The 19,649-nt window shown below is 56.1% G+C and carries 17 protein-coding genes; 13 read left to right on the top strand and 4 right to left on the bottom strand.

Features of this window, described 5'->3' with window-relative positions; all coding sequences use genetic code 11:
- Positions 1-91: 91 nt before the first annotated feature.
- From ABFX23_RS17230 to ABFX23_RS17180, 11 genes are all read left to right on the top strand, one after another.
- Positions 92-1,108, top strand: coding sequence for an SDR family NAD(P)-dependent oxidoreductase (locus tag ABFX23_RS17230; protein WP_346034116.1), 1,017 nt, complete (start codon positions 92-94; stop codon positions 1,106-1,108).
- A gap of 1 nt (position 1,109) precedes the next feature.
- A complete protein-coding gene (locus ABFX23_RS17225; RefSeq protein ID WP_346034115.1) occupies positions 1,110-2,006 on the top strand; it encodes a sugar phosphate isomerase/epimerase family protein in 897 nt (298 codons plus the stop codon).
- 73 nt (positions 2,007-2,079) lie between these two features.
- On the top strand, positions 2,080-2,307 hold the full coding sequence (locus tag ABFX23_RS17220) for a hypothetical protein (RefSeq protein ID WP_346034114.1): 228 nt from the start codon (positions 2,080-2,082) through the stop codon (positions 2,305-2,307).
- Positions 2,304-3,665 (top strand): aromatic ring-hydroxylating oxygenase subunit alpha, encoded by a 1,362-nt coding sequence (locus ABFX23_RS17215; protein ID WP_346034113.1) that lies wholly within the window; start codon positions 2,304-2,306, stop codon positions 3,663-3,665. Before ABFX23_RS17220 ends, ABFX23_RS17215 begins: the two co-directional genes overlap by 4 nt.
- Positions 3,666-3,729: 64 nt before the next feature.
- Positions 3,730-4,482 (top strand): SDR family NAD(P)-dependent oxidoreductase, encoded by a 753-nt coding sequence (locus ABFX23_RS17210; RefSeq protein WP_346034112.1) that lies wholly within the window; start codon positions 3,730-3,732, stop codon positions 4,480-4,482.
- Positions 4,476-6,164 carry a GMC family oxidoreductase gene (locus tag ABFX23_RS17205; RefSeq protein WP_346034111.1) on the top strand — a complete coding sequence of 563 codons (1,689 nt, stop codon included), beginning with the start codon at positions 4,476-4,478 and terminating at the stop codon, positions 6,162-6,164. The genes ABFX23_RS17210 and ABFX23_RS17205 overlap by 7 nt, the downstream gene beginning before the upstream one ends.
- 34 nt (positions 6,165-6,198) lie before the next feature.
- Positions 6,199-6,612: a limonene-1,2-epoxide hydrolase family protein gene (locus ABFX23_RS17200; RefSeq protein ID WP_346034110.1), complete on the top strand. Its 414-nt coding sequence runs from the start codon at positions 6,199-6,201 to the stop codon at positions 6,610-6,612.
- Positions 6,613-6,691: 79 nt separating this feature from the next.
- Entirely contained in the window at positions 6,692-7,945 is a 1,254-nt protein-coding gene (locus tag ABFX23_RS17195; protein ID WP_346034109.1) for a cytochrome P450, read from the top strand.
- Between the two features lie 97 nt (positions 7,946-8,042).
- Positions 8,043-8,948, top strand: a complete 906-nt coding sequence (locus ABFX23_RS17190; protein ID WP_346034108.1) for a LysR family transcriptional regulator — start codon at positions 8,043-8,045, stop codon at positions 8,946-8,948.
- 207 nt (positions 8,949-9,155) lie between these two features.
- On the top strand, positions 9,156-10,952 hold the full coding sequence (locus tag ABFX23_RS17185) for a thiamine pyrophosphate-binding protein (RefSeq protein WP_346034107.1): 1,797 nt from the start codon (positions 9,156-9,158) through the stop codon (positions 10,950-10,952).
- 188 nt (positions 10,953-11,140) lie between these two features.
- Positions 11,141-11,455: a YdhR family protein gene (locus tag ABFX23_RS17180; RefSeq protein ID WP_346034106.1), complete on the top strand. Its 315-nt coding sequence runs from the start codon at positions 11,141-11,143 to the stop codon at positions 11,453-11,455.
- Positions 11,456-11,547: 92 nt separating this feature from the next.
- On the opposite strand, the gene ABFX23_RS17175 is transcribed toward ABFX23_RS17180, so the two are convergent.
- Positions 11,548-12,306: an IS5 family transposase gene (locus ABFX23_RS17175; protein ID WP_346034105.1), complete on the bottom strand. Its 759-nt coding sequence runs from the start codon at positions 12,304-12,306 to the stop codon at positions 11,548-11,550.
- A 234-nt stretch (positions 12,307-12,540) separates the two neighbouring features.
- On the opposite strand from ABFX23_RS17175, the gene ABFX23_RS17170 reads away from it, so the two are divergent.
- On the top strand, positions 12,541-14,604 hold the full coding sequence (locus ABFX23_RS17170; RefSeq protein WP_346034104.1) for a TonB-dependent receptor: 2,064 nt from the start codon (positions 12,541-12,543) through the stop codon (positions 14,602-14,604).
- On the opposite strand, the gene ABFX23_RS17165 is transcribed toward ABFX23_RS17170, so the two are convergent.
- Positions 14,563-15,914, bottom strand: a protein-coding gene (locus ABFX23_RS17165; protein WP_346034103.1) for an IS3 family transposase whose coding sequence is annotated in 2 segments (ribosomal slippage) — positions 14,563-15,578 and positions 15,578-15,914 — 1,353 coding nt in all. Because the reading frame shifts where the segments join, the coding sequence is not laid out codon by codon here. The genes ABFX23_RS17170 and ABFX23_RS17165 overlap by 42 nt on opposite strands.
- Before the next feature lie 75 nt (positions 15,915-15,989).
- On the opposite strand from ABFX23_RS17165, the gene ABFX23_RS17160 reads away from it, so the two are divergent.
- The gene (locus tag ABFX23_RS17160; protein WP_346034102.1) at positions 15,990-16,322 is read left to right on the top strand and encodes a hypothetical protein; all 333 of its coding nucleotides are present in this window, start codon (positions 15,990-15,992) and stop codon (positions 16,320-16,322) included.
- A 142-nt stretch (positions 16,323-16,464) separates the two neighbouring features.
- Here ABFX23_RS17160 and ABFX23_RS17155 read toward each other — a convergent pair whose 3' ends face one another.
- Together ABFX23_RS17155 and ABFX23_RS17150 are read right to left on the bottom strand one after the other, a co-directional pair.
- A complete protein-coding gene (locus ABFX23_RS17155) occupies positions 16,465-17,832 on the bottom strand; it encodes an MFS transporter (protein ID WP_346034101.1) in 1,368 nt (455 codons plus the stop codon).
- Between the two features lie 36 nt (positions 17,833-17,868).
- A complete protein-coding gene (locus ABFX23_RS17150) occupies positions 17,869-19,314 on the bottom strand; it encodes an aminomethyl transferase family protein (protein ID WP_346034100.1) in 1,446 nt (481 codons plus the stop codon).
- Positions 19,315-19,649: the final 335 nt, after the last annotated feature.

Genomic DNA, 19,649 nt, shown 5'->3' with positions numbered 1-19,649 from the left:
GCGTTCCGGTTGGCCAGCCATCACACGGGCGAAAGTGCGTCGTTATTCGTGCGGTTTTCCGCCCCGGATGGCCGCGGAGAGGATTATTTACATGAATGACATGCGTTTCGAAGATGACGTTGTCATTGTTACTGGGGGTGGGCGCGGCATGGGCCGCGCCCACTGCCTCGAACTCGCCCGTCGAGGTGCCAGAGTCGTCGTAAACGACATAGGCGGTGGCATGGATGGCGAAGGAACTGATGCTTCGGTGGCCCAGGAGGTTGTCGATTTTATCGAGGCTGCAGGCGGAACGGCCATCGCGAACACGTCAAGTGTCGCGACCGAGGCCGGTGCCACCGAAATCTTGGATTCCGCGCTTGGAGCTTTCGGTCGCATCGACGCAGTGATTCATAATGCTGGGATTGCCGGGTTCGCACCGATCGAAGACATCAGCCTTGAAGAATTTCGAAAGGTGCTCGCAGTTCATCTCGAAGGGGGCTTCTTGATCGCGCGGGCGGCATGGCCGCACATGCGCCAGCAAGGGTACGGACGTATAGTCTTCATCACGTCTCAGACAGCTTTGAGCGGCATGTTCAATCTAGCCCACTATGGGTCGGCCAAGGCAGGCCTAACTGGCTTGGGGAGGGTTTTAGCCCTGGAGGGAGAGCCCTACGGAATCCGCGTCAACTCCCTCGGAGTCACTGCTCTTACTCGCCTCATGGCAGATTTCTTCGCTGCAGGTGGGCCTGCTGATGATCGCCCTGATGTCTTGCACGAAACCGGCGAATGGTGGGAAACCTATAACCGTTCGGAGCTCGTATCACCGGTTCTATCTTATCTCGTGCATCCCGATTGCATGCTGAACGGTGAATTACTCGACACCGGAGGAGGCCATGTGTCCCGCCAATTTCTGGCAACGACGCGCGGTTTTCTCGATCTCGATCTCACTACGGAGACGCTTGCGGAAAATATCGACAGCGTTTTCGATCCAACTGACGCTGAAGGACCATTCGAAAACGCAGCGAAATTTCTGGATTGGCGCCACGCAAAGATGATTGCAGCAGGCGCTATCCTGCCAGACATTGCAGCAGGCGCTATCCTGCCAGACAAAGACTCCAAGGAGGATTGATTTGAGCACCTCAGGCAGTACCACTTCGTCATCCTGGCATCTTCGATATGCTCCGCACGTCGGATACCTTCCACCATTCACGCCGTTGTTTGCGAACTTGGCAAAGGGACCGTCGCTTGAAGCGCAGATAGAGTTTGCCGTCGAACAAGGGTTCGCTGGCATCCTTAGTCCATGGATTTCTTCGCAGGGCGACGGCGCCGTGCGAGCATTTGGCGCACTCTTGAAGGCGAACCATCTCGAGGCCGGATGCGTGGTTTACACCAGCATGGAACAGGTGATGCAACCTTTGTGGGTGAGCGATGCGTCCGCAGATCGCGAATCCCTGTTCAAGCAAATTGAGTCTGCAGCGGATACTGCGTCCGAAATCGGGTCGCACGTGGTGGCCATCCTCGCCGTTGGCGAGCCCGATGGAGATCGGGAAGAACAGCTGGCCAATTTCTCGGAAAATCTTTCGCGTGCTGCAGATGTGGCTGCCGAGCGCGGGATAGTTTTGGGCGTTGAGCCAATGCTGGCGCTTCCCGACGTACTCTTCCGCAGCGCAATGGGCGTAGCCGATGCCTTGCGGAGCGTGAACCACCCATCGGCACGGATGATCTTCGATACTGGCCATATCGCTCAGATGGAGCGCGATCTCCTCGGCGCGCAAGAACTCTTCAGAGATCTCGTATGTCTTTATCAGCTCGCAGATGAACCTGGCCGCACCGAACCCGGATCAGGCACTTTGGAATTTGCGCCATTCCTCGCCCGGTTGATGGATGAGGGCTATGACGGTCTTGTAGAGCTGGAGCATGGTTGGTCTCGGGAAGATCCAGCGATCGAAGAGACCGGTCTGAATCTTTTAAGACAATTGGATAGTCGTGCATTTGATGACGGAAATGCGAAGGTAGCCGGCAAATAAACATTCTGGCCGGCCCCCTGCTCCGCGGCGCGACGAGGCATGCGGCGGCGTAACGATCGTGAAAGGAAAGACTATGAAGCTGCACCATCCATTGACCCGATTGCCTTACATACGGCTTGAGGACGGAAGCGTCCAGGTTGGAGACAAGGAGCACGGGATCGGCATCTTTGACCGTCATGGCAACTGGATTTCAGGTGAAAGGAAACAGGCTGACGGGATGCTGTGCCTCTATGTGTCGGATGCCTATCTGCAGCCCTATAATCGCGAGTTTGACCACGACCAGAAGGACGACCATTCATGAACGAATCTACCAAGATCAGCCCGGAGCCCAAGACCTACGAGGATCTTCTGAAGGCGGATACGCATCGGGTTCCTGACTACCTGATGGTCACTGGCGAGCAGGAGTTTGGCCCGGACGAGGTGCCGATTTCTTGGGTCCTCGACAGGAATGTTCATGAGCAGGAAATCGAAAAGCTCTGGAAGAAGTCCTGGCAAATGGCTTGCCGGATGGAAGATCTGCGCGAAGTCGGCGACACCTTCGTTTACGAGGTTGCCACCCTTTCTTTCGTGATCGTCCGGTCTTCCGAAACCGAGATTAAGGCCTTTTACAATTCCTGTCTGCACAGGGGCAGACCGCTGCGAACCTGCGCTGGTCACGTTTCGCAACTAAAGTGTCCTTATCACGGGTTCACCTGGTCACTTGACGGTGAGTTGCGCGGCGTACCGGCCCGCGAAGAATTCCCGACAGTGAACAGAGACAGTTTCAGATTGCCGCAAGTGCAGGTTGCCACATGGGGAGGCTTTGTCTTCCTGAATCCCGACCCCGATGCTGTACCTTTCGACGAATACATCGGCACCATGCCTCGTGAGTTCGATCGCATGCCACTTGATAACAGGGTCAAGGCAGTGCACGTCTCGAAAGTTCTCAATTGTAACTGGAAGATTGCGCAGGATGCTTTCCTGGAAGCATTTCATGTCCTCACAACCCATCCACAAATTGTCCTTGCTTACGGCGACCAGTTCCATCGGCTGGAAGTCTTTGAAAACTATTCGCGAGGAGCGCTCGGCTCTTTTCATCCCAGCAAGCACGTCCGTTGGAAACCAAGTGCACAGGAAATACTGAACGCGGGCTCGGGTGCCTGGGACGACATGCCGCCGTTGGCAGAAGTTCCCGACGACACCGACCTTAGAGCTGCCGTCGCTGCAATGAATCGCGAGCAGGCGCGCCCAGAGCTTGGAGACATGGTCGACGAACTCTCGGATGCAGAGCTGGTCGACATTCACTGGATCTCGCTTTTCCCGAACTTCAATCCCTTCCCTCATGCTTTGGCCAACTACATCTATCGCTTCCGGCCCAATGGTGACGATCACCGGACGTCAATTTTCGATGTCATGCTACTGCTGCCTGACACGGGAGAGCAGCCAATTCCGGTGGCGAAGGAAAAGCGACTTGGGCCAGATGAAGAGTTTACCGATGCACCGGAAATGGGCTTCATCGCAGGGGTTCTGAACCAGGACGTGGCCAATCTCGAGGAGATAACCAAGGGATTACGAAACAATCAGCGTGGAACCATGGTTCTGGCCGGACATCACGAACTGAAACTACGGCACTTCTACAAGCTGTATGCGGATCAGATGGGTTTCGAAACCGATGCTTGACTAGGCTTCATATCCCCCATCACCACCGATTAGCCAGTCAATTGAAAGGGTCGCAATGCGCCTGATGAACAAGGTCGCCATCGTTTCCGGTATTGCCCACGGTATCGGCAAGGAAACTGCGCTCAGATTCGCCCGGGAAGGTGCGCAGGTCATAGGCTGCGACATCAATGAAGAAGCTGTGGCGGTTACGGCGCGCGAAGCTGAACAAGGTGGTGCGCCGTTTGCTTCGGCACAAGTGGTCGACATGTTCGATGAAAGAAAGGTGGAAACCTTCATGGATGCAGTCGGCGATGAATTCGGTCGGATTGACGTCCTTGTGAATAGCGCAGCTGTCGTCGAGTTTGGCTGGATCGATGAACTGCCGGTCGAGGCCTTCAGAAAAACGATGACGGGAGAGGTCGAAAGCGTTTTCCTGGCCTGTAAGGAGGCATGGCCGCATTTGAAGAAATCACAAGCCGCATCGATTATAAACTTTGCCTCGGTCGCCGCTCACGGCGCGGTAAGGAATCTTCCGCAAATCGCTCACGCAGCGGGAAAGGGCGCCGTGCTTGCCATGACCAGACAACTTGCGCTGGAGGGGTCACCTCATGGAATTAGGGCAAATTGTATATCGCCAGGAATGGTGGTTACTCCCGCTACGGAACCCGCTCTTTCCGCCGTGCCCGGTCTCGACGATGCCCTGAAGGGTAAGCTGATGCTGGGCCGATACGGCGCTCCCGACGATATTGCTTCCGGCTGTCTCTATCTCGCATCCGACGAGGCCTCGTGGGTAACGGGATCCGACATGGTAATCGATGGAGGGATGACGGCGTGGTGAAAGCAAGGAGTGCCGAGCGTTTCGATATTGTCATTGTCGGTGGGGGCTCCGCCGGTTGCGTCCTGGCCAGCCGGCTTTCCGAAGATGGCAAGCGTTCTGTCTTGCTGATCGAGGCGGGTAAGGCCTATTCCCCAGGGCAGGAACCTCGTTCGCTCACTGATCCGGGGTTTCGTACTGCTTTCAACGAAGCGAACTTCTGGCCCAACCTGTCGCATAGACGCGAAGTGCCCGGCGATGAAAACCCACACTTGCATCAGCCTAGACTGCTGGGTGGGGGGTCGATGGTTAACGGCATGCACGCCCAGCGTGGATTGCCGCGTGATTATGATACCTGGAGCGACCTGGGGATCGACGGCTGGAGTTGGGACGAGGTGCTCCCGTTCTTCCGCAAGCTGGAGAACGATCACGACTTTACCGGACAAGATCACGGCAAGTTGGGTCCGATCGATATCAAGCGGATTCCGGAAGGTCGCTGGAGCCCGCTCAGCGTGGCATTCCGGGACACGCTGCTCGCAAAGGGCGCGAAGCAGTTCGAAGATCTGAACACCTATTTTGGCGATGGCGTCGGCCCTGTACCGCTTAATACCGATTTCGCAAACCGTGCCTCTGCGCTCAGCTATCTCGACGAAAGCGCACGCGCACGCCCAAATCTCGTCGTTCTTTCCGAAACCCGCGTCACCAGATTACAATTCGATGGCCGTCGCGTGACAGGTGTCGAAGTGGAATCGGATTCTGGCATACGCAGCGTCGAAGCTGGCGAGACCATCGTTTCCGCCGGCGCAATCCACTCGCCAGTCCTGCTGCTGCGTTCAGGTATCGGGCCAGCCGAGGACCTTTCGGCAGCGGGGATAGATATAAAGGCCGACCGCCCGGGCGTCGGCCAGAACCTCTCGAACCATTCCATGTTCAGCATGAGCGCGATGGTCGCCCCCTCGGGGCGGGCGAGTGATACCAAAGGGCCGCCCTGCAGCGTCGTCTACCGCTTCTCGTCTGGCGTCGATGGCTGCCCTCAAACCGACATGATCCTAAACTTGTGGGAGCGGCTCCCCTCCCCTCATGTGAATGATCCGCTCGGTAAGCGGCTAGCCGATTTCATGTTCCTGTTGAACCAGCCGTATTCCACTGGTCAGGTAACGCTAAATCCACAATCGCCTGACGGATTGCCCGAGGTGAACTTTAATCTTCTGTCTGATCGGCGCGATATGGATCGCTTTGTGGTGGCTTATCGCATGGCTGCGGAACTGGCGGTGGCACCAGCAATTCGTGAGAAACTCATCGCAGCGATGTTTCTCAAGGCATCGGATTCGATGAGCGTCTACCTCGATGACAAGGCATCGGCTCGTTTCGTCGCACGCCTTGGAGCAACTCTTCTGAGTGGCCCACGCGCCTTAAGCCGGTGGCTGATGTTGCGCGCTGGCCCTCCCGCCGAAGCGCCTCGACCACAGGAAGAAATCGAAGATACAATCCGGCAGAACATCATCGCCGGTGGCCATCCGATGGGAACTTGCCGACTTGGCGCGACCGACGACAAAGAAGCCGTCGTCGATAGCCAGTGCAAGGTCATCGGGGTTGAAGGACTACGCGTCGTGGATGCTTCTATCCTTCCACGACCCGTGACCGCCGGCACCAATCTGCCCGTTATCATGGCTGCCGAGAAATGCGCTTCCGAGATGAACGGATAGCATTGGCGAATTTGGCAGGAAAAGGAGATGTGAATTGACCGATCAGATGCATGCTTCAGACAGCAATTCGCCAGAGTCCGTGGTGATGACTTTCATTCAGTGTTTCAATGACAATCGGATCGACGATGCCCTTTCCATGCTCGCTGAAGATGTTTTCTACCATAATATCCCGTTGCCTCCAATGGAAGGACGCGAAGCCACGGCAGGGTTTTTCTCCCAGTTCGATCTCGGAGGCGCCATGACCACCCAATGGATTGTTCACGCCATAGCAAGCAAGGATGACGTCGTCCTCACGGAGAGAACGGACAAGTTCTTCAGCGCAACTGGAAAAGAAGTGGCGATTCCCATCATGGGCAGCTTCAAGGTCCGCGATGGTCTGATCGCCGAGTGGCGTGACTACTTTGATCTGGGCGACTTCGAAAAGCAGATTGCAGGGCTCATTGCTTGATTGCGCTAAGGCGCTCCAAAGCACTTTCCTGGCACGCCGGAGCCATTGCGCCTTGCTGACAGCTAGAAAAGGATAGAAGATGCAAACCGAAAACTCCGACGCGCGGCCTCTTTTCAAGGAGTTCGCTCCGTTCTCCAAGGAGCAGTTGGCGGACCCCAATTGTGTCTTGGCACGTGCGCGCAAGGATGTTCCGGTTTTCTACTCGCCCGAATTCGATTTCTGGGTGGTCACGCGATATGAAGACGTGAACCGGATTTTCGGCGAACCAAAAAGTTATTCCAGCTCCTCTGTGCTTGCGCCCCGCTCAGACCGGCCGGCTGAAATTGTTCGCGAGTTTGGCGATCGCGAGCTCGGCTTCCAGCATCAGCTGGTCATGTCTGACCCGCCTGCACACAGCCGTTTGAAAAAGCTTATGTCTCCGGCTTTCCTGCCGAGACGCGTCCTTGCTCGTGAACAGTGGTTGCGTGACTTTACCAATGGCTTGATCGACAAGTTCGAGCAGGACCGGAAAGTCGACCTCGTCAGCCAATACACCGCTCCGATCCCGGTTGCTACGATCGCCAAGGTTGTTGGCGCGCCCGAAGAGGATGCAAAACACTTCTCGGGATGGGTCAACGATATCCTGACGCTGACCGGCTCTTTCGATACTCCGGAAGCCGAGCTCATCTCCGCATGGCGTGGGATATTCGCTTTCGAAGATTACGTCAGGGCATTGATCGCAGAGCGACGAGAAACGCCCCAAGACGACCTCACTTCCGATTTCATTCAGGCGCGATCCGATGATGGGAGCCCCGCCATGAACGACACCGAAGTTGTGTGGAATGTTTTCAACATTGTCGGTGCCGGAACCGATTCGACAGGGGTCCTGCTCAGCCACGTTTTTCACCTACTCTTGACCAGCCCCGAGAAATGGGACGCAGTTTGCGCGGACAAGAGCCTTATTCCGAATATGATCGAAGAAGCGCTGCGCGTGCGTTCTCCGGTTCGGGGGCTACTGCGCAAGACGACCGAGGCAGTCACCATTAATGATGTGAGCATACCTGCAGACGCTCTCGTCTACACTCATATAGCCTCGGCAAATCAGGACGACGCCGTATTTGAGAACCCAGATGAGTTCGATATATGTCGTGCCAAGGCCAATCGGCACCTTGGCTTCGGCAGTCGTAACCACGCATGCATTGGAGCACCTCTCGCTCGTCTGGAAGCAAAGGTAGCTGTCGAAACGCTTGTCGACCGGCTACCGGGACTGAAGATTGTCGACGACAGCAGAGAGCTTGAATATCGCCCCAACCTGCTGCTGCCGGCGATCGCATATCTAAACGCACGATGGTGATAGCGTCCCCATTAATTCTCGACAGCCTCCCGGTCATGTCCGCCGATTGCAAACTCGCAGTCGTTGCTCTGGCGACTCGTCCGCAAGATAACAGCTGATGGACTTGCGCCGCATCCGCTATTTCGTAGCAGTTGCCGATCATCTGCATTTCGGTCGGGCAGCGGACAGCATGAATGTCGTTGCCCCTGCCGTAAGTCAGCAGATCAAGCGTCTTGAAGAGGAAGTGGGTACGCGACTCTTCGAACGCAGGGGATCATCTGTCTCACTGACCGATGCGGGGAGGCAGATACTGCCGGAATGCCGGGCGTTGATTGCTCAGGCTGAGGAGGTGCGCAAAACCGCTCAGGCGGCGATAGCGGGCACCAGCGGGCATATAAAATTCGGTTTCGTCGATAATGCGATCTGTGGTCTCTTGCCACCACTCGTGCGGACCTTTCGCGCGCACTTTCCCGATGTTGAACTGGAATTGGCTTCACTCAGTCGCCTTGACCAACTCGCTGCCCTGGAATCCCGAAAGATCGATATTGGCCTCCTTCCGGGGCCAATCCCGCCAGGCGATCTCGACTGCGCCGCGTTCGCAACCGCGCATCTGGTCGCAGCCCTTCCGCAGGGACACAAGCTTGCAGCGCACAATCGACTTACCATGGACATGCTGGCGGGTGAGGAGTTCGTTTTGTTCCCATCGTCGGTGCGATCGCGCATAGTTGAAATCGTGCTGGCGAGTTGCGCTTCACACTCTTTCTCCCCGCGGGTGACGCAGGAAGCAAACCAGATGCACACACTTCTGGCGCTGGTGGACGCTGGCCTCGGTCTGACCTTGGTGCCGCAGTGGGTGGTATCACCAAATCAGATCCACAACATCGCTTTCCGATCGGTTGTCGATCAGTCGACGCCTTATGAGCTCGTCCTCGCGTGGCGCAAGGATTCCAGCAACCTGGCGCTCGATAGTTTGCGAACCGTGGCCAAGGAAGTTAGCGCTGAGCTGGAATTCCCGACTTTGTAGAGCAATCCGATATCGGGAGCCAAGGGCACGCCCCAAGCATGATCGAAAGTCCAAGAGGAGCTTTAGCAATCGTGAACATTCGATCACAAACGATTAGTAGACGTTATAGTCCTCGCCACTAATCGTGACGGCTGCAGTGGCTGTCTTTCAGGCAAGGCCGCATATGATTCGGCGAATGGGCCGACTTTCAAACACAGGAGAAGCGCGATGGCGACCAAGATGAAAGACGAAGGGCACGCTCACGACAAAAGTAGCGAAGATCTGCGGAGCGGGTCAGATGCTATCGTCGACACACTAAAACAAAGCGGCGTGGACCTCGTCATCGGCTACTCCGGCGGGGGGACGATGATGCTGGCCGACAGCATCGTCAAAGGCAATCTGAAGACGATGGCGGCCCGCACAGAAATGAGCGCGGCATGGGTGTCGTACGGGTACAACCGTATCAAGCGCCGCGCTTCCTCAGCAGTGGTGAGCCACGTCGTTGGTGTGCTGCACACCGCTCCCATGCTCATGGCGGCCAAGGCGGACAGCACTCCCCTTTTAGTGATCGACATCAATTCTTCGAATGCCCTTGACGTGCGTGAAGGCCTTCAGGACGGGCAAGAAGTCTATTCGGCGATGAAACCGCTCTCGAAGTACATCCGTCGAATTACCACGGCCGAGGACATGCCGCTCGCAGTGCGCCAAGCTGTGACAGCGGCATCCACCGGAAGGCCGGGGCCGGCAGTGCTGGACATCCAGTTCAACGCGTTGATCCAAGGCACCAGCTGCAAGACCGAGCCGCTCACCCTACCCGCTCCTCCTGCTGCTGCTCCGCAAGCGCTCGAAGCAATGATCAGCAAAATTAAGGCTGCGGATCGTCCAGTGCTCGTCATCGGTGCCGGCGTGCACCTATCGGATGGAGCGGCAGAGTTGCGCGCGCTGGCTGAACGCCTGAATATTCCCGTCGTTTGCACAACTTGGGGCGGTCGCGGTGTTCTTCCCGATACGCACCCATTATTCGCCGGTGTGCTGGGTTCATTTGGCTGGGAATCGGCCAATGAGGTCATTCAGCGCGCCGATTTGTGGCTGGCCTTCGGAACAACCTTCTCGCAAGTGTCAACGGGCGCTTGGACCCTGGCAAAGCCCGACGAGGTTGTGCACGTCGATGTCGATCCTCAACAGCTTGGCAAGATCTTTGAGCCATCGCTTGGGGTCGTAGGCGATGCGAAAACCGTGCTGCAGCAGCTTATCGATGCATTCGAGGGCGATGACTTCAGCCGTCCCAACGGTGCAGAAGGAGACTGGGTCAAGCTGATGGAAGACGCTCGTGAAGAGTGGAATGCCTATCACAAAACGTTGGGGGCCGAAGGCGGCAAACCAATCAACCAGTACTACCTTATAGACCAGATGAACAAGAAGCTGCCGGACGACACGCTTATCGTCGGCGACTCTGGCTTTCACGCCTACATGCTATATCGCTCGTTCGAATATCATCAATCCACACAGATGGCCCAGGGGTCGAGATACCAGTCACTTGGAGCAGGTCTACCAATCGCCATTGGCGCCAAGCTCGCGGCGCCGGAACGCACTGTAGTCTGTTATCACGGCGATGGCGGCTTCTTCTATGACTTTGGGGAATTGGCCACGCTGGCGCAGTACAACATCAAGGTTATCGTGATTGTCGATCACAATGGATGCCTGCTCGCCAACCGCGCTGGCATGCGGATGATGGGCTTTGAAAATCCGTGGGTTGACCTTCCTGAAGCAGACTTCGTGGGTCTAGCCAAATCTTTGGGTGTCGAGGGTGAACAAGTCACTGAAGCAAGCGATATTCCCGCTGCGCTCGATCGCGCTATGGCTGCCGAAGGCAGTTACATCATTGATGTCGTCACCGATCCGGACACACGTCTGCGTCGAGCCATTAAGGACGTCGTACCGATCCTGACCGACCGCAAGCCATCGCCTGGTGTGGAGAAGCACGTTGCGCCGGGTCTGGAAGACGCTTGGCCAAGTCAAAAGTAAGGTCTTCGACGCAATACCCAAAAAGAAAAATATGGTGAGCAGAATTATGCGCCCCCTCCAATTAGACGCTTCTGCCTGGAGGGGAGCGCCTGTCAGGGAGGCTTAAAGCTCTCCAAAAGTGGGTGCGAAAGTTCTCTATGTGTTCGCCAACTGAAGCTGAAAAGGCGCCAATGCAAACGGAGGGATCAATGTCCAAGAAGGCATTGCAAATCGAAGTCGAATATCAGCTACCCCTGGGTGAGTTCAAAGCAGCGATGAAGATGGCGGCAGAAGCTGTTGCAGTGCAGCCGGGGCTGGTGTGGAAGGCGTGGGTCTACGACGATCACGAAAAGCATGCCAGCGGCTGGTATGTCTTTGACTCACTTGAAACGGCCCATGCCTATCTCCAAAGCGAGGTCGTGAGTTCATTTCAGGCACACCCCGCTATGTCCAATTTCTCGCCTAAAATCTTTGACATCGATGAAGATGCGTCAGCTATTACGCGGGCACCATTAAGTCTTTAATCCATAGCGCTCTGCAGTTATTTTGCCGCCGACCAATTGCGAGCTTGAAGCCGGGTAGTATGACAGGTTCTAGGCCGCGTTGACAAAAGACTTCAGCCATAAGGGGGGGCGGCGAGGTTGAGGAAGCTCTCGAAGGATAGGATGGTCTTGCCGTAGCGGGTTGCGATGCGGCGCTGTTGCTTGAGTTTGCCGAACATGCGCTCAACGCGGTTGCGGTTCCGGTAGCGGCGATAGTCGGGATGCTCGGGCACCTTGCGGTTCGAACGGGCCGGGATGATCGGCAGGATGCCCCGGATCAGCAGGCTTTCCCGGAAGCGATCACCGTCATATCCCTTGTCCGCCAGCAGCGCCTTGGGTGCGGCGACCGGGATCTCCATGAGCGGCTCAGCTGCGGTGTAATCGGAGGCCTCGCCGCCGGTCAGGATGAAGCCGAGAGGCAGTCCCTGATTGTCACAGCGGGCGTGGTTTTTTGCTCGTAAAGCCGCCGCGTGATCGACCAAGAGCGTTCGCACAAGCCCCCCTTTTCCGCCCGCTGCCGAGACATGGCCGCGAACGGAAGTGCTATCGATCGTGTGCTGCCAGTCGTCGGTGAGGCCCAGTTCGACCAGCGTTTGCAGCAGGGCATCCCACACACCCTGTTCGGCCCAGCGCCGGAACCGGACGTAGACCGAGTTCCATTTGCCATACCGCTCATGCATATCGCGCCAGGGGCAGCCGACCCGAAGCACGTGGAGCATGCCATTGAGAAAGCGCCGGTTATCGCCCGCTGGCCGCGCCCAGCGACCCCGCTCAGGCGGCAGCAGCGGTCCAATCAACTCGCATTCCGCGTCCGACAAATCCCCGCGACCCATGACTGCTCCTCAAAAAGCAGCCTTGAATCAGAAGTCGACCCCGTTGGGAATCCCTTTTGTCAACACGGCCTAGGCCGCGAACACGAGAGCAATAGCGCAATCAAAATTTCTACGACCAATCTAATCAACCTTGATGAGAATACCCTGGATGCCTAATTGACAGTATGCTGTCGGAGTGTATTCTCTCATACAGAGTAGCAATCAAAAAACGCTACCAGACAATGGGAGGAAACGATGATGCCTTCGGAGGTAACTCTGCGCTCTTTCGGGAAGCTCGTTCCCGTTTTTCTCGCTACTTCAGCTCTTTTGCCCGTTACCGCTTTTGCGCAAGATGCGCCGCTTGATGAAGCTGAAACAGAAAACCAAGATGAAGCGGTTAGTGGTCTGGGTACCATCGTTGTCACGGCACAGCGACGTGAGGAATCCCTACAGGATACACCTATTTCTGTTGCAGCGTTTTCGGCTGAGTCACTGGCTCAGACCGGTACGCGGGATATTAGTGACATAGCCCAGCTAACGCCAAACGTGAGCATCGACAATGCCGTCACTCTTTCGGGCAGTTCGGTGGCTTCCTCACTCTTCATTCGCGGGGTGGGACAGTCAGATTTTCTCCTCACGACCGACCCCGGAGTGGGTTTGTACCTCGACGGAGTTTACATCGCGCGCTCGGTAGGCAGCCTTCTGGATGTCGTCGATGTCGAGCGCATCGAGGTCCTGCGCGGCCCGCAGGGCACCTTGTACGGGAAGAATACCATCGGTGGTGCGATCAACGTTGTCACTCAGCGCCCTTCGTTCAGCGGCATTGAGGGCCAGATCCGCGGGACGCTGGGCAGCGCCGACCGGCATGATCTCATCGCCAGTGTTAACATACCCCTTGCTGATACAGCTGCCTTGCGCGTGAGTGGAGCGACATTGAATCAAGATGGATTTGTCACTCTCGTCGACTCCGGAGTAAAGCTGGGCAACAGGAACCGCTGGACCGTTAGGGGAGCCCTCGCCTTCGATATTGGCGACAATCTTAGCGTCGATATCGCTGGGGACTATTTGAAGGCGCGGGAAAGCGGTGGTGCAACAACTCTCGTCGAGATCGAACCGCAGGGCGTTCAGGTTATCGCCAATCAGATGCTTGGCCTCACCTACGATGATCGCTTCATTCCTTCCGATCCCTACCTCGCATTCGGCCAAGCCACGGGTTCGGACGCAGAAGTTTGGGGTATTAGCGCTACGCTCACTTACGATCTAGGCAATGTGACCTTCAAGTCGATCACTGGTTATCGCGGATTCAATTCATTCTTCGAACGTGACGGCGATCAATCGCCGCTGACGCTACTTTTCACCGATTCACTTCAGAGTCAGACTCAGTTCACCCAAGAGGTTCAGGTTCTGGGAGACGCTTTCGATGGTGCCGTCGATTTCATCGCCGGCGGCTACTATGGCAACGAACAGGGTGACGATTTCGCTAATCTCGTCACGCGGCAACTAGCCGTTGTTCTGGACCAGCAGGATATAGACACTGAGAGTTTGGCTGCCTTTGGCCAAGTCACAGTCCGACCGCTTGATGGATTGTCGATCACGGGCGGTATCCGATATACGAAAGATACCAAGACAGTCGATTCGAATATATTCATCGGAGAAGTCACGCCTGGGACGGGAGGGCCGCCGCCATTTGTGGTCGGGCTTCCCATCGTGCCAAGGGGATTGGTAAAGCGCAGTTTCGACAAGGTGACGTATCGTCTGGCCATCCAGTACGAATGGACAGACGATCTGATGACCTACGCCACTTTCTCAACCGGTTTTAAGTCCGGGGGCTTCGTGCAGCGAAATGCTGTATTCAGTCCCGCAGTACCCAGTTTCGGGCCTGAAACGGTCGAGGTCTTCGAGGCTGGCATAAAATGGACTGGTTTCAAAAACAGGCTTCGGCTCAACGCCGCAGCGTTCACCAACAGCTATGACGACCTGCAAATCACGGTCTTGGTACCGTTTGCCGCCGGTCTCGCTCCGCAGACCCAGAACGCGGGCACAGCGGAGATTAACGGCTTCGAGATCGATGCCGAGCTTCTGCTCGGCGATGCGCTGCATCTATCCGGTGGCATCGGCTATCTTGATGCCGATTATACAAGTCTTGCGCCGAGTGTTGTTGGGGTCACGCTGGACAGCGAACTTGTAAGAGCACCAGAATGGTGTCCGTCGTCAGAACTTTTGGCACAGACTGAGCTTGGATCGTTTGGAGGATCGGCCTCGTCTGTTGTTGGCAGTTTAGGCGGCAAGCTTGCGGTGAAGCAAGCGCCGATGTTTTAGCGTCTTTCGTTTGATCCTTTCTCTTCGTTGGATGATGGCTGCAGCCCTGCCGAAGTAGGCGTCGGCAGGTGTTACGTTGTCGAGGCTCTCGTGATAGCGCTGGTGGTTATAGTGCTCGACGAACGCCTCGATCTGGCGCTCAAGATCACCGGGTAAGAAGTAGTTTTCGAGCAGCACGCGGTTCTTCAGGGTCTGGTGCCAGCGCTCGATCTTACCCTGGGTCTGCGGATGGAAGGGTGCACCACGCACGTGGTCCATCTTTTTGGCGCTGATATAGTCTGCCAGTTCGCCCGCGATGTAACTGGGACCGTTGTCAGATAGCAGGCGCGGCCTGTGCTTGACGTTGGCGTGATTACAACCCGACGCAGTGAGCGCCATATCGAGTGTCTCGGTGACGTCCTCAGCCTTCATCGTGGTGCAGAGCTTCCAGGCGATGATGTAGCGCGAGTAGTCATCGAGCACGGTCGATAGATACATCCAGCCCCACCCGATGATCTTGAAGTAGGTAAAGTCCGTCTGCCACATCTCGTTGGGTCGAGTTGTTTGCGTGTGGAACTGATCAGCCGCCTTGATCACAGTGTAAGCCGGACTGGTGATCAGATCATGGGCCTTGAGCAGGCGGTAGACGGTCGCCTCAGAGACGAAGTAGCGCTTCTCGTCCGTAAAGCGCACTGCCAGCTCTCTAGGGCTAAGCTCGCTATGCTCCAGCGCCATATCGACGATCTGGTCCTGTACTTCGGGTGCGATGCGGTTCCAGACCCTGCTGGGCGTTGAGGGACGATCCTCCAACGCCTCAGGTCCACCTTCTAAGTAACGGTCATACCAGCGGTAGAAGGTTCGCCGCGCGACGCCGAGCTGATCCAGCGTCTTCTTGGCAGGCAGATGCGACTGTTCAACCAGCTTGATGATCTCAAGCTTCTCGGATGCAGGGTATCTCATACGTCGTCTCCCCCAAGCCCGGTCATGCTTTTTTTGAGCAACCGGTTCTCCAGGGTCAGATCAGCAACGCACTCCTTCAGATCGCGGGCCTCAGTGCGCAGATCCTTCACTTCGTCAGTGGTTGCAGATCGTGCCGTATCACCAGCAAGCCTGCGCTTGCCTGCCTCCATGAACTCCTTGGACCAGGTGTAATACAGGCTTTGTGCAATGCCCTCACGGCGGCACAGCTCGGCGATGCTGTCATCGCCGCGCAGGCCCTCCAATACGATCCTGATCTTGTCTTCGGCTGAGAAATGCCGGCGCGTCCTGCGGCGGATGTCCTTCACAACCTGCTCCGCAGGCTGCTTCGACTTCGACTTTTTGGTTCTCATCTTCGTTCCTTCGTCACTACGACGAGAACCAAAACTCTCCTAAACTTCAACCGCTAATCTGTGCCATAGGTGCTGATGGGGAACAGGTCCGGCACGGCCTCCATCTATAATGAGTTCAACATCGCAGGCGGTACACTCACACCGCGGCTGGACTTTTCATTTTCCTCTCGCGTATTTTATGAAGTCAACAACCGTATCAGCCAGCCCGCGTACGGCGTTTTCAACGCATCGGTCAATTACACAACTGACGATGATCGCTGGTCTTTTACGATCGGAGGGCGCAACCTTTCGGACGAGCTCTATTTTGTAAGCAGCGATGCGCGCAACGTGCCGACAGACATTGGCTACACAATCGTATCTTACGCCCGTCCGCGCGAATTCTATGGAACGGTCGCTTTCCGATTCTAGATCAGCATACTTTGCTGATCTGCGGGTAAAGGAGTGCTGTTGCTCTCGCTATGCAGGAGCCAGTAGCCGAAGCCTCTGGTTTTAATGTCTGGCTGGGCTAGGCATCCAATCTCTGGCCTAGCTTTTGCAGAGCAGGAACGATTCAAGTGTTTGACGCCGGGTTAGCGACCGCAGAAGCACTTTGATCACGAGGCGTCGCTTGCCTTACCCAGCTCAACACAAAAAGCACAATCGCCGCCAACAGCGATCCCATTGCCATGGTCGCAAAAACGGCCGAAGGGGTGAAGGCCGCTGCAACCAGGGTGCCAGCCATCACGGGTCCGAATACCGCCCCACCGCGTCCGATCCCGGTCACGAGGCCCGTGCCACCGGCGCGCAGTTGCACCGGAAAGCTCATGGCGACGATGCCCATCATGCCGATCACCGAGGCATTAGCAAAGAATCCCAACGCTGCCGCTATTTTAGAAAGTACAAACAGGTCTCCTACACTAAGTCCTAGGACGATCATGAGTGCCGAAGTCATCAGAAGTGCGAAAATCGAGAGGCGGAAAAGCGGCAAACTCTTAGCCAATAGGCTGAATAGAAGCGCACCAGCCACACCGCCAACATTCACCCAGACAATGACTCCAGCTGCTTCGGCATCCGAATAACCGGCCCTTGAAAAGATGGTCGGTATCCATTTAGTCATGAAGAAGAAAGTTGTCATATGGGTGACGTACCCCAGAGCCAGCAAGATCGTGAGCCAGCGCATGCTAGGTGCGAAAAGCCCGCTTCGAGAGACCAAATCCTCTTCGACCAGCGGCGGTAGTGCAGTGGTCTGTGGGTGGCCGAAACGCGCAAGCGTGGCGTTGACCTTCCGAAGCGTGTCCCTTGGCCTGCGGTGCAACAGGAACTCGATTGATTCGGGGAGTATCAAAAAGATTAAGGGGATTGCAGCGGCCGTGCCCATCCCACCGATAATGAAAATGATCCGCCAGTCGTATTGAGCCAGAAGCGATGAGGCAATAGCCCCGCCAACCGCCGCCCCCATCGGAAAACCACTGGCCATTAGCGTGACAGCCAGGTTGCGACTGCGCGCGTTAGCAAGCTCTGCGGTCATGGCCACGATAGAAGCTGTCATTCCACCGATACCCAGACCGGTGAAAAGCCGGAAAGCCCCAAGCGCCGTGATGTCATTGGCGGTCGACGCCAAGAACATGCCGCTCGCGACGATGGTGGCGCAGGCCAGAATCAGCGGACGTCGGCCAAAACGATCGGCAAGTCGTCCAATCAAGATTGACCCGAGCGCCATGCCCACGAGTTCCATTGAAAGGATAACCCCGAGCGTGACCGGATCGACGTCCCAATCGCGGGCAATCGCAGGAGACGCGAGGCTGATTGACAGAACGTCATACCCATCCAGAGCGTTTAACAGGGTGCACAGAGCTATGGCGGCAATCTGCGCTTTGCTCATGGCCCCATCTGCAATGATTGCTCGGGGATCGGCTTCGTTTCGAATTTCAGTGTTCATCTTTTATCCAAAAGCATTGGCCCCGAAACATCCGTCTCAAGCCGATTTTCTCAGCGATGCTCTTTTGAGCGATCGGACCTGGGCCGAATATGTCCCAGGAGCCACGATCACGTTTATGGAAGTCTGAATGTGCTGTTCGACACGCTTCTTGCCGCGTCCTCCATCAGGTTCACCCCATATCAGGCGGAGTTTCGTTCCTGGCTCCGCAAATTCGCGGTCGACAGATCCAAGCGAAATCACCTTACCTTCATTTCTGCTGTATCCGGCATAGGATGAAAGGCCGACGAGCTCGCCTTCAGGTGTTTCAACCCTATCGCATTGGGGGAAGCCGTAAGAGACCAGCGGGAGCGAGAGTTGCTTGTAACGCACATCGCTGGAGAACAACGACCTGTAGATCCGCGCGACGTCCTCATCATCCCACTCGAAAGAGACTTTGCGGCGCGGGGCGCCCGTCGCCATCCGTCTTATCTCTCTGCTTCCGACAAAATCACGCTCGTCGTCGACAAGTCGCTCGTAGCCCAAATCCCAAACTGTGGCGTAGTAATCCTCGATATCATCGCTGTCGAAGCTTCCAGCAATATGGGTCGATCCCTCCCACGATTTTGCCTTCAACCATTCACGAAAACCGCGCATTTCCGGGTGTGTATAGATCGCAGGAAGCGGGTAAGGTATCCATCCGCTTTCCAACGAAGAACTGAAATAGGCGAGGCGACCACCGGCATGTAGGCCGTGCTCTGCTCCGACCTTCAAAAGTCTGGCTCGCACCGTTTCGCCTTCGGCAAAGTCACCAGAGAGTTCTACTCCCTTGTGTCCTGCCATGCCATGCCTGAGCGCGAGGACCTTGCATCCCGCGACTGTAACTTCCACCGCTCGGAAAAAGGGAATATCGGGCGCATCCCCATCGACTGCCTCCCTGAACACTTGCCAAGCTGCCGGTCCGTCCACGCCAAATCGGAATCTCGTTCGCCCGTCGGGATTGTTCGGCGTCGCATTGTCCCGTCGTAAGCTGACGTCAAAGCTGCCGCTCTCAGCAAGATATTCCACCCAATCGAGCAGGGTCATCCCGCTGACGAGTTCGAAAGTATCGTCTTCAAGATAATAGAGAATGCAATCGCCGATTACATGCCCGGAAGGGGCGCATCCAACTAGCTGTTTAGCCATGCCTGGCTTGAAACCTGTAAACCGGTTGATGCCGATCTTTTTGAGAAGTTCCAATGCATCGGGCCCCCTCAGAAAGAGCTCAGGCATATGATGCGACTGATCAAAGAGGACAGCGTTGTTTCGCCACGCCTCTTGCTCTGCAATCCAGTTGGAGACCTCAAATGGAACGGGGTTCGATGTTCCGGCATCACGACCGTGAGGCGAGACCGTCTGATGCCGAAAATAAGACACCAAGTTAGGCGTGGTTTCAACCAATTCTTGCAGAGAACCGTCCGCATTGGTTGAACCAGTCGCTGAATTTTCCATTGCCGTCTGCGTCATGAGAATTCCTCTCCGCTCACGTCCCGTTTTCGGCGTTCGAGCGTTTGACTGGAAACTTGCAGTTCGGCAGCATACTGTCAATCACGAGCAAGGGCCACTTCATAACAAGTCTTCGACGTTGTCTTGTGAACAGTCGGGCGCTCGAGTTGAGGGATAATCGACTATAATCGGCGGGAGTTAAAGATTGAGCGTGAAACTTTATGCGATGACGTGCGGGTGGCTGACCCTTCCGTTCAATTTCATGTTGCCGGGTGCCGAGGGTTGTGAATAGCCCCTAGATTTGTGGACGCTTTCTTTCCTAATTTTGAGGACAGGAGGCGACGATGGGCAAGGCT

This window comes from Erythrobacter westpacificensis (assembly GCF_039542285.1).
Taxonomy (GTDB): Bacteria; Pseudomonadota; Alphaproteobacteria; order Sphingomonadales; family Sphingomonadaceae; genus Alteraurantiacibacter; species Alteraurantiacibacter westpacificensis.
Note: the sequence above shows the minus strand (reverse complement) of the source record. Positions and strands in the feature narration are given on the sequence as shown.

Bases quoted from the DNA above. Each gene is read 5' to 3' on its own strand.
- ABFX23_RS17230 (WP_346034116.1), top strand. From the start codon at position 92: ATGAATGACATGCGTTTCGAAGATGACGTTGTCATTGTTACTGGGGGT.
- ABFX23_RS17220 (WP_346034114.1), top strand. From the start codon at position 2,080: ATGAAGCTGCACCATCCATTGACCCGATTGCCTTACATACGGCTTGAG.
- ABFX23_RS17215 (WP_346034113.1), top strand. From the start codon at position 2,304: ATGAACGAATCTACCAAGATCAGCCCGGAGCCCAAGACCTACGAGGAT.
- ABFX23_RS17210 (WP_346034112.1), top strand. From the start codon at position 3,730: ATGAACAAGGTCGCCATCGTTTCCGGTATTGCCCACGGTATCGGCAAG.
- ABFX23_RS17195 (WP_346034109.1), top strand. From the start codon at position 6,692: ATGCAAACCGAAAACTCCGACGCGCGGCCTCTTTTCAAGGAGTTCGCT.
- ABFX23_RS17190 (WP_346034108.1), top strand. From the start codon at position 8,043: ATGGACTTGCGCCGCATCCGCTATTTCGTAGCAGTTGCCGATCATCTG.
- ABFX23_RS17185 (WP_346034107.1), top strand. From the start codon at position 9,156: ATGGCGACCAAGATGAAAGACGAAGGGCACGCTCACGACAAAAGTAGC.
- ABFX23_RS17180 (WP_346034106.1), top strand. From the start codon at position 11,141: ATGTCCAAGAAGGCATTGCAAATCGAAGTCGAATATCAGCTACCCCTG.
- ABFX23_RS17175 (WP_346034105.1), bottom strand. From the start codon at position 12,306: ATGGGTCGCGGGGATTTGTCGGACGCGGAATGCGAGTTGATTGGACCG.
- ABFX23_RS17170 (WP_346034104.1), top strand. From the start codon at position 12,541: ATGATGCCTTCGGAGGTAACTCTGCGCTCTTTCGGGAAGCTCGTTCCC.
- ABFX23_RS17160 (WP_346034102.1), top strand. From the start codon at position 15,990: ATGGGGAACAGGTCCGGCACGGCCTCCATCTATAATGAGTTCAACATC.
- ABFX23_RS17155 (WP_346034101.1), bottom strand. From the start codon at position 17,832: ATGAACACTGAAATTCGAAACGAAGCCGATCCCCGAGCAATCATTGCA.
- ABFX23_RS17150 (WP_346034100.1), bottom strand. From the start codon at position 19,314: ATGACGCAGACGGCAATGGAAAATTCAGCGACTGGTTCAACCAATGCG.